The 15,239-nt window shown below is 35.7% G+C and carries 7 protein-coding genes; 3 read left to right on the top strand and 4 right to left on the bottom strand.

Features of this window, described 5'->3' with window-relative positions; all coding sequences use genetic code 11:
• Positions 1 to 9: 9 nt before the first annotated feature.
• The 3 genes from ilvD to gltB form a co-directional block, all read right to left on the bottom strand.
• Entirely contained in the window at positions 10 to 1,689 is a 1,680-nt protein-coding gene (ilvD, locus tag A8975_RS12380; protein ID WP_134200843.1) for a dihydroxy-acid dehydratase, read from the bottom strand.
• A 353-nt stretch (positions 1,690 to 2,042) separates the two neighbouring features.
• Complete coding sequence (locus tag A8975_RS12375; RefSeq protein WP_134200841.1) at positions 2,043 to 3,509, bottom strand: glutamate synthase subunit beta; 1,467 nt, start codon at positions 3,507 to 3,509, stop codon at positions 2,043 to 2,045.
• Positions 3,510 to 3,512: 3 nt separating this feature from the next.
• The gene (gene gltB, locus A8975_RS12370) at positions 3,513 to 8,006 is read right to left on the bottom strand and encodes a glutamate synthase large subunit (protein ID WP_134200839.1); all 4,494 of its coding nucleotides are present in this window, start codon (positions 8,004 to 8,006) and stop codon (positions 3,513 to 3,515) included.
• 437 nt (positions 8,007 to 8,443) lie between these two features.
• Between gltB and A8975_RS12365 the strand changes: the two genes are divergently transcribed.
• Positions 8,444 to 9,478: a porin gene (locus A8975_RS12365; RefSeq protein ID WP_131508899.1), complete on the top strand. Its 1,035-nt coding sequence runs from the start codon at positions 8,444 to 8,446 to the stop codon at positions 9,476 to 9,478.
• 56 nt (positions 9,479 to 9,534) lie between these two features.
• Positions 9,535 to 10,851, top strand: coding sequence for an ammonium transporter (locus A8975_RS12360; RefSeq protein WP_187347866.1), 1,317 nt, complete (start codon positions 9,535 to 9,537; stop codon positions 10,849 to 10,851).
• A gap of 118 nt (positions 10,852 to 10,969) precedes the next feature.
• Here the strand turns inward: A8975_RS12360 and A8975_RS12355 are convergent, their stop codons facing one another.
• Positions 10,970 to 13,555: a phosphoenolpyruvate carboxylase gene (locus tag A8975_RS12355; protein WP_134200837.1), complete on the bottom strand. Its 2,586-nt coding sequence runs from the start codon at positions 13,553 to 13,555 to the stop codon at positions 10,970 to 10,972.
• A 375-nt stretch (positions 13,556 to 13,930) separates the two neighbouring features.
• Here A8975_RS12355 and metK point away from each other — a divergent pair, with 375 nt between their 5' ends.
• Positions 13,931 to 15,184 carry a methionine adenosyltransferase gene (gene metK / locus A8975_RS12350; RefSeq protein ID WP_129761117.1) on the top strand — a complete coding sequence of 418 codons (1,254 nt, stop codon included), beginning with the start codon at positions 13,931 to 13,933 and terminating at the stop codon, positions 15,182 to 15,184.
• Positions 15,185 to 15,239: the final 55 nt, after the last annotated feature.

The following is a 15,239-nucleotide window of genomic DNA, read 5'->3' as shown; positions in this document are numbered from 1 at the left end:
TCTACGTATTTAAAACTCATCTGTTACGCAACCTTGTGCAGCAGATGATACAGTTCTTGCATATTTGTAAAGTACACCTCTATCAAACTTTAATTTTGGTGCGACCCATTTTTCTCTTCGTTTTGCTAATTCTTCTTCTGAAACTTCTAATGAAATGGAATTGGTTTCTGCATCGATGGTTATCATATCTCCATCTTTAACCAAAGCGATTGTGCCACCTTCTTGAGCTTCTGGGGCAATATGTCCCACAACAAAACCGTGAGTTCCACCAGAAAAACGACCATCGGTAATTAAAGCGACTTCTTTTCCTAAACCAGCTCCCATAATAGCCGCAGTTGGTTTTAGCATTTCAGGCATTCCTGGACCACCTTTAGGACCTTCATATCGAATAACAACCACATCGCCTTTTTCTACTTTTCCATCGCGAATACCATCATTTGCTGCATATTCGCCTTCAAACACTTTTGCTTTTCCGATAAATTTTAAACCTTCTTTTCCTGTGATTTTAGCCACACTTCCTTCAGTGGCTAAATTTCCATAAAGCATACGTAAATGTCCTGTAGGTTTTATAGGTTCTTCTAGTGGCTTTATAACATCTTGCCCTTCGGTTAAATCATCAACATCCAATAAATTTTCAGCCACAGTTTTTCCAGTAACCGTTAAGCAATCACCATGAAGCAGTCCTTTTTTTAGTAAATATTTCATAACCGCAGGAATACCTCCAACAGCATGAACATCTTCCATAAGATATTTTCCGCTAGGTTTTAAATCGGCTAAAAATGGTGTGGTATCACTTATACGCTGAAAGTCTTCGAGTGTGAATTCTATTTTTGCTGCTCTAGCAATTGCCAAAAAGTGTAAAACGGCATTTGTAGATCCGCCAAGAATCGTTACCAATCGCACCGCATTTTCTAAAGATTTTTTAGAGATAATATCTGATGGTTTTATATCTTTTTCCAACAATAACCTAACAGCTTCTCCAGCTTTTACAGCCTCTTCTTTTTTCTCATTCCCTGTTGCAGGATTGGATGAGTTGAACGGTAACGCCATACCTAATGCTTCAATAGCCGAAGCCATTGTGTTTGCTGTATACATACCGCCACAAGCACCAGCTCCTGGACACGCTTTTTGAATTATGCTTTTGTATTCAGTTTCTGGTAATGTTCCTGCTACTTTTCCGCCCCAAGCTTCAAAGGCTGAAACTACATCTAATTTTTGTCCGTTGTGACAACCCGAATCAATAGTTCCACCATACACCAAAATGCTAGGTCTGTTTAAACGAATCATCGCCATTAAAGCCCCAGGCATATTTTTATCACAGCCTACAACAGTTACCAAACCATCATAACTCATGGCTTGCACCACTGTTTCCATAGAATCGGCAATAATATCACGAGAAGGTAATGAATAACGCATTCCAGGTGTTCCCATTGAAATACCATCACTAACACCAATGGTGTTAAAAATCAATCCAACAACATCTTCATTTTGCGTGCCTTGTTTTACCAATTTCGCCAAATCATTCAAATGCATATTACATGGGTTCCCTTCATAACCTGTGCTTGCTATACCTACTATTGGTTTTTCAAAATCAGCATCTGTCAATCCTATGGCATGCAACATGGCTTGTGCTGCAGGTTGAGTTGGATCTTGTGTTACGGTTTTACTGTATTTGTTTAATTTACTCATTATGTTTATTAATCTTCTAACCTTTTGGTTGTTCTAAAGTAATTTTTTGCAATGTTCTTTCTTTTTCATTGTAATATTTTCATCTAAACTCAACACTTTTAACAAGTATTTAAATAACTGAAAATCAATACTTTAGTTTAATGTGATTATGATGTTCAAAATTTGAATTTGATGCATAAAAAAATGCCTTCCGAAAAGAGGAAGGCATTTTTTTATAAAATATTACAACAATACCATTCCTCATCGATGCGAAATAATCACAACGATAATAATAGAAATGATATTAATAATTTGTCTGTTCATTTTTGTCTTATCAAATATGACACGTTTATTTAAAAAAAGCAAATCAAGAATTAAATTCTAGGTAAATCACCATCGCCTTTAAGTGGTAAATCTGATTTTCCCATAAGATATTTATCTACATGATGCGCTGCTTGTCTTCCTTCGGAAATCGCCCAAACTATTAACGACTGACCACGACGCATATCACCAGCTACAAACACATTATTAACATTGGTTTGATAGTTGGTTTCTGGCGCTTTTATATTAGTTCGCATATCGGTTTCTAGTCCAAACTGTTCTACCAAAGTTGTTTCGGAACCTGTAAAACCTAACGCTAAAAGTACCATATCGCAATCCCAATGTTTTTCACTATTAGGAACTTCTCGTAATTGAGGTCTTTGCCCTGGAGTTTTTACCCATTCTACCTCACAAGTCACCAAACCTGTTAAGTTTCCATCGATATCTTTTTTAAATGCTTTTGTTGAAATACTAAACACGCGCTCAACACCTTCTTTATGTGATGTACTTGTTCGTAAACGCATAGGCCAAAAAGGCCAAGGTTGAGCTTCTGGACGATCGATAGTTGGCTTACTTAATATTTCAAAATTAGTTACACTAACTGCTCCATGACGATTACTTGTTCCTATACAGTCACTTCCTGTATCGCCACCACCAATAACAATAACACGCTTTCCTTTTGCAGAAATTTCAGCTTCTTCAAAATTTTCACCACTAACACGTTTGTTGTTTTGCTTTAAAAAATCCATAGCTTGATAAACGCCTTTTGCATCAGCTCCTTGAATTGGCAAACCACGACGAACCGTTGCACCACCACAAAGCACGACAGCATCATGTTCTTTTTTTAACGCACTTGCATCTACATTAACACCAACATGCGCATTGGTTTCAAAAAGAATACCTTCTTCTTTCATAACCTCAACACGACGATCAATGATGTTCTTTTCCATTTTAAAATCTGGAATTCCATAACGAAGTAAGCCTCCTACTTTTGCATCGCGCTCATAAACCGTCACTGAATGACCAGCACGATTAAGCTGCTGCGCAGCTGCTAAACCTGCAGGTCCTGAACCTATAACCGCAACTTTTTTTCCTGTTCTAGATTTTGGTGGTTTTGCTGTAATCCATCCATTTTTAAAGGCTTCTTCAACAATGTTTTTTTCAATATTTTCAATAGTTACTGGATCTTCGTTAATTCCAAGCACACAAGCTTCTTCGCAAGGCGCTGGACACAAACGCCCTGTAAACTCTGGAAAGTTATTGGTTGCATGTAAAATTTCGGCTGCTTCTTTCCATTTTCCGTTATAAACCTTATCGTTAAAATCTGGTATTAAATTTCCTAAAGGACAACCACTATGACAGAAAGGGATACCACAATCCATACAGCGAGCGCCTTGATTTTCCACTCGACTTTTTGCCATTTTAACAGCAAACTCCTCATAATTTTTTAAACGCTCTTCTACAGGTTTGTAATCTTCAACCTCTCTTTTATATTCTAAAAATCCTGTTACTTTTCCCATGATTTATTGCGTTACTAATTTTTCTTGTTCTAATTTGATTAATGCCTGACGATATTCCTCTGGAAGTACTTTTAAAAATTTAGGCAAGTAGTTTTCCCATTGTTCTAAAATGCGTTGCGCTAAAGGACTTAACGATGCATTGTAGTGGTTTTCAATCAATTCTTTTAACTGTTTGATGTCTTCTACATTTGTAACTGGATCGATATTTAATCCTTCGCCATTACATCTACTTTCAAAAGTTTTATTTTCGTCTAAAATATAAGCGATTCCACCACTCATTCCAGCGCCAAAGTTCCTTCCTACTTCACCTAAAATCACAGCAACTCCACCTGTCATATACTCACAACCATGGTCGCCAATACCTTCAACAACCGCTTGCGCTCCAGAATTTCTAACACAGAAACGCTCTCCTGCCTTTCCGTTTATATAAACTTCACCAGAAGTTGCACCATACAAGGTTACGTTTCCTGTAATAATGTTATCCTCCGGAACAATGGTTGAATCTTCAGGAACACGAACAACTAATTTAGCCCCTGACAACCCTTTCCCCATATAATCATTGGTATTTCCATTGACAATCATGGTCAATCCTTTGGTTGCAAAAGCTCCAAAACTTTGTCCTGCTGAACCTGTAAAGTTTAAATTTAACGTATTTTCAGGCAAGCCTTGAGCACCATAAATTTTGGACACTTCGTTACTTATTATTGCACCAACAGCACGATTTACATTTCGGATATTGAAATCTAAATATGTTTTCTCCTTACGGAATAACGCTGGATGCGATTTCTCAATAATTTTAAAATCTAAATGCTTTTCTAAATCGTGATCTTGCGTTGTTGTATTATATAGTTTTGTTCCTGGTTTTGCAGGTACTTGATGAAGAATTGGTGTTAAATCTAAACCTTTGGCTTTGTAATGCTCTATAGCTTTTGTTCGACTTAATTTTTGCACTTGACCAACCATTTCATCTACAGTTCTAAAACCAAGTTTTGCCATGATTTGACGTAATTCTTCTGCAATGAAATACATGTAATTCACAACGTGTTCTGGTTTTCCTTTGAACTTTTTACGAAGCTCTGGGTTTTGCGTTGCAATGCCGACAGGACACGTATTAAGATGACACACGCGCATCATGATGCAACCCGAAGCTACCAAAGGTGCTGTTGCAAAACCGAATTCTTCAGCTCCTAACAAACACGCTATCGCTACATCTCGCCCTGTTTTTAATTGTCCGTCGCATTCTAAAACCACACGATTTCTCAAATCATTCATCACCAACGTTTGTTGCGCTTCAGCAATTCCTAATTCCCAAGGTAAACCTGCGTGCTTTAAAGATGTTAGTGGTGATGCTCCTGTTCCGCCATCAAAACCAGAAATTAAAACAACATCTGCTTTAGCTTTTACAACACCAGCAGCAACTGTTCCTACTCCAACTTCTGACACTAATTTCACATTAACACGTGCTTCTCTATTAGCAGATTTCAAATCGTAAATAAGTTGCGATAAATCTTCAATAGAATAAATATCGTGATGTGGTGGTGGTGAAATCAATCCTACATAAGGTGTGGAATTTCTTGTTTTGGCAATTGCCGGATTTACTTTTGGTCCTGGCAATTGTCCGCCTTCACCTGGTTTTGCACCTTGCGCTATTTTAATTTGTATTTCGTTGGCATTGGTTAGATAGTTAGAAGTCACGCCAAAACGACCTGAAGCCACCTGCTTTATTGCACTGTTTTTCCAGTCGCCAGCAGCATCTTTATAAAAACGTGTTTCATCTTCACCACCTTCTCCAGAGTTACTTTTACCACCAATACGATTCATTGCAATGGCTAAATTTTCATGAGCTTCTTTACTGATAGAACCATAAGACATAGCTCCTGTTTTAAAACGTTTCACAATTTCTGTCCAAGGCTCAACTTCTTCAATAGGAATTGGGTCGTAATTTGTAAATTCAAACAATCCACGAATAGTCATTAATGCTTTAGATTGATTGTTTACTAACTCTGAATATTCTTTATAGGTTGTTGGATTATTTTCTCTAACTGCTTGTTGTAATTTTGCAACCGATAACGGATTAAACATGTGCTTTTCGCCATTACGTCTCCAACGGTATTCGCCACCAATTTGCAAGTCTAAATCGCCAGCAATATCCTGCGTTTCAAAAGCCACTTGATAGCGTTTGTAGATTTCCTTTTCAAGCTCCATAAGTCCAACGCCTTCAATTCGCGTTGGTGTATTAGGGAAATATTTATTTACGACATTTGAGTTGATTCCGATACATTCAAACAGTTGCGCGCCTCGATAAGAATTTAATGTTGAAATCCCTATTTTGTTCATCACCTTTAAAATACCTTGACCAACGGCTTTGTTGTAATTTTGAATTGCTTCTTCAAACTCTAAATTTAAATCTGACAAATGACTTTCTATAATTTCATTTACCATATACGGATTGATTGCGCTAGCTCCAAACCCAAACAATAATGCAAAATGATGCACTTCGCGAGGTTCGGCAGACTCAATTATCAAACTTACTTTTGAACGTTTACCTAAACCATACAAACCATGGTTTACATAAGAACAAGCCAATAAAGCTGGAATTGGCGCTTTTCCTTGAGTGACATTTCTATCAGAAAGTACAATAATACTCACACCATTATCTATAGCTTTTGATGCTTGTTGCACCAATCTTTCAAGTGCTTTTTCTAGACCATTTGCACGTTCATTAACATCATAAAGCATTGAAATAACCTCAACACTATAATCTTCTTTGCCTTTGTAATTAATGAGTTTATCTAAATCTTGTTTTGAAATAACCGGATTTTGAATTTTTAATTTTCGACAGTGCTTTTCGTTAATATCAAACAGATTGTAATCGCTACCAAGTGTTAAACTGATATCTGTAATCATTTCTTCTCGAATACCATCTAAAGGCGGATTGGTAACCTGTGCAAACAACTGCTTAAAATAATTATAGATTAACTGCGGACGCTCTGACAACACTGCAACTGGCGTATCAGAACCCATAGAACCAATTGGCTCTTTTGCTTTGGAAGCCATTGGCAGAATAATGGTATTTACATCTTCTTGCGTGTATCCAAATATATGCTGACGTGTGTTTAGTTCAATTTCGTTATGTGTGATTTCATAATCACTATACTTTATATCTTTTAATCTGGTTAAATTTTCATCCAACCACTTACGATAAGGATACTTACTAACAATTTTATTTTTGATTTCTTCGTCATTTACAATACGACCTTCGTTCATATCAACCAAAAACATTTTTCCTGGTTCTAAACGTCCATGATATTCAACATTTTCAGGCTTAATATCCATAACTCCGGTTTCAGAAGACATAATCACGTAACCCGATTTTGTAACCGTATATCTTGATGGTCTCAATCCGTTTCTATCTAAAACCGCACCTATATAATTTCCATCCGTAAACGGAATAGACGCAGGACCATCCCATGGTTCCATAAGGCAAGAGTTGAATTCGTAGAAGGCTTTTTTCTCGTCAGACATGTCCTTGTATTTTTCCCAAGCTTCTGGCACCAACATCATCATAACTTCAGGAAGCGAACGACCTGTCATTAATAACAATTCTACAACCATATCCATTTGAGCAGAATCGGATTTCCCATCTAAAACCGTTGGGAAAATCTTTTTTATATCTGGTCCAAACCAATCGCTTTGCATAAGTTCTTCACGAGAAAACATACGCGACACATTTCCACGACGTGTATTGATTTCACCATTATGACACATATAACGGAACGGTTGTGCTAAATCCCAAGTTGGAAATGTATTGGTTGAAAATCGTTGATGCACCAAAGCCAGTTTAGCATCCAATAACGGATTCATTAAATCCTTATAATATAAACTGATGTCTTCGGGCTTTAAAAGTCCTTTATATATAATGGTTTTTGTAGATAAGCTTGGAAAGTAGAAATATGACGCTTGTGATAGTTTTGACCCATAAATATCATGCTCTGCAATTTTACGCGCAGCGAAAAGTTTTAAGTTGAACTCAAACTCGGTTTGTTCCTCGCTTGCTTTACCAACAAACACTTGTTTTATAGAAGGCTCTGCAGTTGCAGCAACTTGCCCTAAAACCGAACTATCTACAGGCACATTTCTCCAGCCCAAAATTTTAAGTCCCTGATTATTTATAGCATCCTCGAAAACATTAATACAATATTGCATTTGGTTTTCCTTTTTTGGTAAAAACATATTACCAACAGCATAACTACCTAACTCTGGAAGATTAAAATCACAGCTTTCCTTAAAAAACACATGAGGCACATCAATTAAAATACCTGCTCCATCTCCTGTTTTACCATCGGCATTTACAGCTCCTCGATGTTCCAGCTTAACAAGAATTTCTAATGCTTTGTGAATAATACCGTTAGAGCGATTACCTGTTAAACTACAAATAAATCCTGCTCCACAATTATCGTGTTCAAACTCTGGTAAATATAGTCCTTGTTTTTCCATAATAACCTACTACTTTTTGCTAATTTTAAACTTAGGACTTACTAATATATAAGGTATTTCACCATAAATAATAACGCTTGCTTTATTATTACGATATCCATATTTTAAAGGTTTTATAATTAGAATATCTCAAAAAACCACCTCTTAAAATATAAAATTCGCAATGATTATTTTTCAATAAAAAATTCATTTTAATGAATATCAATCAATCAAAATGAATTTTACATGCTATATTTTCATCTTTTTTTGAATAATATTAAATTTTTATTAAAAAATACATTTTCAAATTCTCAAAAAAATTAATATAAATTATTTAACCCTAATTTTTTTAGGGTATAAATTCATTATATAATAAAAATACACTTACACACCCTATTTTTTTAGGGGCAAATAATGTTTTTGCATAGTTTTACTTTTCTAAACAAAACTAACTTATTATGAAAAAAAGAATTACTCTCGTTTTGCTATTAATGACTGTAGTGAATTTTAACTTGAAAGCTCAAGAAGAAGAAACTGAGGACAAGAAAAAATTCTCATTTAATGGTAGTATCGACGCATACTATCGAGTTAATTTTGGAGCACCCAACGACGAAAACGCCATTTATCCAGGTTCCTCTTTTGCTAATTTACCTGGTTTTGCCTTAGGTATGGCTAATGTTGTAGCTTCATACGAAGGCGCAAAGGTAGGCTTTGTTGCCGATTTAGTCTTTGGACCAAGAGGTGAAGACGCTATTTTCAATTCTCCTTTATTAAGACCAGGAGGAAGTTCCAATATTGTAAATCAGCTATATGCTTATTGGAATGTAAGCGAAACTGTAACTCTTACTTTTGGTAATTTCAACACTTTTTTAGGCTATGAAGTTATTTCTCCAACAGGAAATTTCAACTATAGTACTTCTTACCTATTTTCTTATGGCCCTTTTAGCCATACAGGTCTTAAAGCCGACTTTGCCATTTCAGACGACTTTAGCTTTATGCTAGCTGTAATGAATCCAACAGATGCCACAGAATATAATCCAAATGGAAAATATGCTTTTGGCGCTCAAGTAGGGTACAAAGGACAGTACTTAAACTTCATTACTGATGATGGTGCATTTGAAATTGACTTCACAGGTGGTTTTGATCTGTCTGATGATTTTTACTTAGGAATCAATGGTGCTTACTTTGACAACGACGGAGTTGGTTTTGCAGGTGGAGCTATTTACCCTCAATACTCTACTTCTGACAAATTTACAATTGGACTAAGAGGCGAATATTTTGTTGAAAGTGGCGATTTTGGAGCTATTGGAACAGGTGTTGAAGACTCTAGCGTAATTGCCGCTACACTAACAGGAAGCTACGTTGTTGGAGACCTAACTATAAAACCTGAGCTAAGACTCGACAGTGCTTCTGATGACGCTTTTGTTGATACCGATTTAATGCCAACAAAAAGCCTTAGCTCATTTGTTTTAGCTGCGATTTACGCATTTTAAATCCACCATGAACTTAACTACTACTCTTAAACTAAATAATATTTAATTTTTTTATAATGACAACTTTATTTTCAATTACACACTTTTTATTAGCGCAAGATGCTACAGCTACCACAAAAAATCTGGAAGATGCTGTAAGCGCAATAAAAGGAGACATGAGTATGCTATGGATGCTTCTTGCAGGCATCTTAGTATTCTTTATGCAAGCTGGATTCACTCTAGTAGAATCCGGAATGACAAGATCTAAAAACGCTGTAAACATAGCAATGAAAAACCTCTTAGACATCTGCGTAGGTTCAATATCATTTTGGTTTATTGGATACTCATTAATGTATGGAGACTCTGAAAACGGATGGTTTTTTTGGAGCGGATTAATGCAAGGCGAAGGTGCTGACTTATTTTTCCAAACCATGTTTGCTGCCACAGCAGCAACAATAGTATCTGGAGCTATTGCAGGACGAACAAAATACACAACTTATGCTATCTTCTCGATAGTTATGACAGCTTTTATATATCCAATTGCAGGTGGCTGGGAATGGAATGGAGGATGGTTAAACAGCGAATCTATGCCAGCTGAGTTTATTGACTTTGCAGGTTCATCTATTGTACATTCAGTTGGTGGATGGGCAGCTTTAGTTGCTGCTTTTATGGTAGGTCCAAGAATTGGAAAGTTTGTAGACGGAAAAGTAATCCCTATTCCAGGTCACAACCAAGTACTAGCTACTTTAGGAGTATTTATTCTATGGTTAGGATGGTTTGGATTTAATGGAGGTTCTCAACTAGCTTGGGGAGGAGATGACTCTTCAGCAGCTTCAACAGTTGTTTTAATTACTAACCTTGCAGCTGCAGCAGGTGGTCTTGGAGCACTTATCACTACATGGATTTGGTACGGAAAACCAAACTTAGCTCAAACCTTAAATGGTGCTTTGGCTGGTTTAGTAAGTATTACTGCTGGTTGCGGAAACATGACAGCAGGCGGAGCTCTTTTAGCTGGTTTAATTGGAGGTGTTATTGTAGTATTCTCTATTGAATTTATTGAAAAGAAACTCAAAATTGATGATGCAATTGGAGCCGCATCAGTGCATGGTGTAGCTGGTGCTTGGGGAACTTTAGTTATTGGTCTTTGGGGAGTTGATGGTGATACTGGTATTGGACTATTTAATGGAGGTGGATTTGCGCAATTAGGCGCTCAAGCCATTGGAGTATTAGCTTACGCAGTTTGGGCAATCGTTTTATCTATAATTGTATTTGGTATTCTTAAATATACTTTTGGGTTACGTGTAACAGAAGAAGAAGAAATACAAGGTTTAGATATTTCTGAACATGGCTCAATTGCCTATCCAGGAAAAAGACAGAGAGAATACGATGAATAGACACATCGAAATCTACATGAAATTCCTACAACAATTGATTACTATTAATTATTAATTGCTCAAAAAACCTCGAAGATATTCTTCGAGGTTTTTTACTATCATATATTAAGAAGAAATATTAAGCTGAATTTCTACTAGCGTTTATATTACCAAATAAGGACCTCGTAACTATCTTTTCAAAAATTTGAATTTGAGCCTCATCTTTTACTTTTTCTTTTTGAAGTTCTTGCAACTTTTTAAGTGCATACTGCTGAATAGTCAACAGAGGCAACACAATAGACTCTCTAACTTCAATTGAAGCCTTACCAGACGGTTCATTTTCCATTAAAGTTTTATATCCTGTAAGCTTTAACAACAACCTCTTAGTGGTTTCATATTCTTGATAAATAATTTTCCAAAACTCTCCAAACTCCTCGTCTTCAGCCATGTATTTTGTTAAATCAAAAAAAGATTTAGATAATGACATCATACTGTTTTCGATAAGAGTTTTGAAAAAGCTAGACTCATTGTACAGTTTCTTTACTCTATCAAACTCATCATTATCTTCATAGTGTTTCAAAGCCGTACCAACCCCAAAAAATCCAGGAACATTTTGCTTTAACTGACTCCAAGAACCCACAAACGGAATTGCTCTCAAGTCTGAAAACACCAAAGCATCAGACTTCCCTCTTTTTGATGGTCTACTTCCAATATTGGTTTTAGCGTAATATTTTAGAGTACTCATACGTTCCAAATAAGGAATAAACATTGGATGACCTTTAAAATCCATATAAGTTTTTAGGCTTATTTTTGCCAAATCATCCATTACTGCTGTATTCGCTTCAGATAACAAATTGTTCTTCTCGTTCATTCTGTTATAAATACCAGAACTTATCAATTGCTCTAAGTTGTATTGCGACGAATCTAAGGTTCCAAAATTTGAACTTATGGTTTGCCCTTGTATAGTCAACTGCACTTCTTTATCTTCAATCGTTGGACCTAAAGATGCATAAAACTGATGTGTTTTTCCACCACCTCTAGCAGGTGGACCTCCTCTACCATCAAAGAAAATAACCGTAACATCATACTTTCTAGAGACCTTAGTTAATCGCTCTTTTGCCTTAAAGATTGCCCAATTTGCCATAAGATAACCACCATCTTTAGTTCCATCAGAAAACCCTAACATAATCGTTTGTTTATTACCTCTAGATTTTAAATGCGCTTTGTAAGCTGGGTTAGTATAGAGTTCCTCCATCACCAAATGCGCATTTTCTAAATCTGTTATGGTTTCAAATAGAGGGCCAATATCTACAGTAAGTTTATCTTGAAACGCAACCAATTTTAACATAGCATATAGCTGCATTACATTTAAAGTCGTTTGGTTATTACTGATAATGTATCGGTTTGCGGCACTTTCGCCATTATTATCTTGAATTTCTTTTATTGCTTTAATGGTATTTAAAGTCTTTAGCACTTCTTCATCTTCAAACAAGCCTAAATCGACACTTCCTTCAACTTTAGAAAGCACTTCAACTTGCTTTTCAGGAGACAACGTATTATAATCTTTTGGAAAAATAGCACTACCACTTTCAATAAGCCTATCCACCATTGCAGTAAACACCTTATCATGCGCTCTACTATCCTGTCTTATATCCAAGTTAGCAAAGTGAAAACCGAAAAGATGCGTTTTATTGATAAGACTAATTACATCTTTTTCATATAGAGACTGGTGCTCTTTATTTAAAATATTTTTGATGTCTTTAAGTTCAGACACAAACTCATCTAACTGAATGATAGACTTTGAATCGGCATCAACAAACGCATTATATAGTCTATGCTCTAAACTCGTGATTTTATCTTCAACATCCTTAAATGTTAGTTTTCTTCTCAACTTTCTTACATCTCTGTAATAGTTTTTAAGCACTGTTTGCTTTAAACGTTTTGCAACTTGTTTCGTAATTTCTGGAGTTACAAACGGGTTACCGTCTCTATCACCACCAGGCCAAAAGCCAATATTTATAATATCGTTTTTAACAGGTTTATCATCAAAAATATTCTGTTGAATATAATCGAAAATTGTTCCAAAGGAATGATAGAACACGTTTTCTAAATACCATATTAAACTTACAGCCTCATCATAAGGTGTTGGTTTTTTATGTTTAAAGAAAGGTGTTTTACCTAGTTGCGCCAACAAATCATTAATCAACAACAAATCATTGTTTTTAATAGCAGCTGATAAATCGGTAATAATCCCTAAAACCGAACCTGGATAAAACTGTGTAGGATGCGCTGTAAGCACTATTCTCACTTTAAATTCTTCGAGGTATTTTTGAAGCATCTCAGCATTATGCTCTGACACTACAGACTCTTTCAAGCTTCTCAGCGTACCAATACCATCCATATTATTCACAATTGGAAACGCTGCGTCTTCTATAGCATCAAAAAGCACCACTTGCCTCTCAATGTATTGTATAAACCTAAAAAGCAAATTTATTTGGCTTTCGTGCGAACGTCTCGCTTGATATTTTTTAAAAAAAGTATCTACAATGGTTGTTGGGTTATCTCCATTTTCAAAGCCCTTTTTACAGGTTTCATGAAACAGAGGCAATAAAACACCTGTTTTTGAAATAGCATCAAACGGCAAAGTCATAAATATACTATTGTATATCTGATACTTAGAGAGTACATTTTGCTTAAATCGGGTTAATTTAGGTGGTGTAGACATAATTTTAAATCTTATAAATGGTAACTATAAAAATACTCAAGCTAGAGCAAAAGACAAGAGCCTTTTCTGAATTTTACAGAATTATGAATTAAAAGCTATTAAACTGAAAATTATTTTTTAAAATCGAGATTCTATTCCATTTTTCTGAAAACCATTATTCATCAATAATGTACCACCTTTTAATTAAATGAATAAAAACCAAAGGTTTCTTTTTTAGACAAAGCGTTTTGCCATTATAATTTTATCTGTACATTTGTAGCCAAATTTAGAGGAGAGATTTGACTGATTGCAACCTCATTAAAAAATGCTAAAGGACAGTGTAAACTTCCTTTGACGCTTTCGTCAAATCCCTTCGTAATATTACATTTATTATTTATGGCGTATTTATTTACATCTGAAAGTGTATCAGAAGGACATCCAGATAAAGTAGCAGACCAAATTAGCGACGCACTAATAGACAACTTTTTAGCTTTTGACCCTGAGTCTAAAGTAGCTTGCGAAACCTTAGTAACTACAGGACAAGTAGTACTTGCTGGCGAAGTAAAATCGAATATTTATTTAGATGTTCAAAAAATAGCAAGAGATACTATTAATGCTATTGGCTACACTAAAGGCGAATACATGTTTGACGGAAATTCTTGTGGTGTTTTATCTGCTATTCATGAGCAATCAGATGATATCAATAGAGGTGTTGACAGAGCTTCTAAAGAAGAACAAGGTGCTGGCGACCAAGGAATGATGTTTGGTTACGCAACAAGAGAAACTGAAAACTTCATGCCTCTTGCTTTAGATTTATCTCACCGAATACTAAAAGAACTTGCTGATTTAAGAAGAGAACAAAAAGACATTACCTATTTAAGACCAGACTCTAAAAGTCAGGTTACCATTGAATATAGTGATGACAATATACCTCAACGCATAGACTCTATAGTGATATCTACACAGCATGACGATTTTGATAATGACGAAGCAATGCTTTCAAAAATAAGGAAAGATATTATCGATATCCTGATTCCTAGAGTTATTTCAAAATTACCTGAAGACATTCAAGCCTTGTTTAATGATGACATTACTTACCACATTAACCCAACTGGTAAATTTGTTATTGGTGGACCACATGGTGACACTGGTTTAACAGGACGAAAAATTATTGTTGATACTTATGGTGGAAAAGGTGCCCATGGTGGTGGTGCTTTTAGCGGAAAAGACCCAAGTAAAGTAGACAGAAGTGCAGCTTACGCAACCAGACACATTGCCAAAAACCTAGTTGCAGCTGGTGTTTGCGATGAAGTTTTAGTGCAAGTAAGTTATGCTATTGGAGTGGTTGAACCTATGGGAATTTTCATTGACACTTACGGTACTTGTCCGTTTAATATGACTGACGGAGAAATTGCCAATAAGGTTTCTGAAATTTTTGACATGCGTCCTGCTGCCATTGAATCTCGACTAAAACTTAGACAACCAATGTATAGCGAAACAGCTGCTTACGGACACATGGGACGAACTCCTGAAACTGTTTCCAAAACCTTTGAACAACCAAATGGTGAACCAATTACAGTTGATGTTGAATTGTTTACTTGGGAAAAACTTGATTATGTAGACAAAGTTAAAACTGCTTTTGGCTTATAAACTATAACATATTGAAGCTCAAAAAAAACCTCATAATTAAATTATGAGGTTTTTT

The sequence above is a fragment of the Meridianimaribacter flavus genome, assembly GCF_004366715.1.
In the GTDB taxonomy this organism is placed as follows: domain Bacteria; phylum Bacteroidota; class Bacteroidia; order Flavobacteriales; family Flavobacteriaceae; genus Gaetbulibacter_B; species Gaetbulibacter_B jejuensis.
Note: the sequence above shows the minus strand (reverse complement) of the source record. Positions and strands in the feature narration are given on the sequence as shown.

Coding starts and splice junctions, on each gene's coding strand:
- A8975_RS12355 (WP_134200837.1), bottom strand. CDS start 13,555: ATGTCTACACCACCTAAATTAACCCGATTTAAGCAAAATGTACTCTCT.
- gltB (WP_134200839.1), bottom strand. CDS start 8,006: ATGGAAAAACAAGGACTATATTTACCAGAGTTTGAACACGATAATTGT.
- ilvD (WP_134200843.1), bottom strand. CDS start 1,689: ATGAGTAAATTAAACAAATACAGTAAAACCGTAACACAAGATCCAACT.
- A8975_RS12365 (WP_131508899.1), top strand. CDS start 8,444: ATGAAAAAAAGAATTACTCTCGTTTTGCTATTAATGACTGTAGTGAAT.
- A8975_RS12375 (WP_134200841.1), bottom strand. CDS start 3,509: ATGGGAAAAGTAACAGGATTTTTAGAATATAAAAGAGAGGTTGAAGAT.
- metK (WP_129761117.1), top strand. CDS start 13,931: ATGGCGTATTTATTTACATCTGAAAGTGTATCAGAAGGACATCCAGAT.
- A8975_RS12360 (WP_187347866.1), top strand. CDS start 9,535: ATGACAACTTTATTTTCAATTACACACTTTTTATTAGCGCAAGATGCT.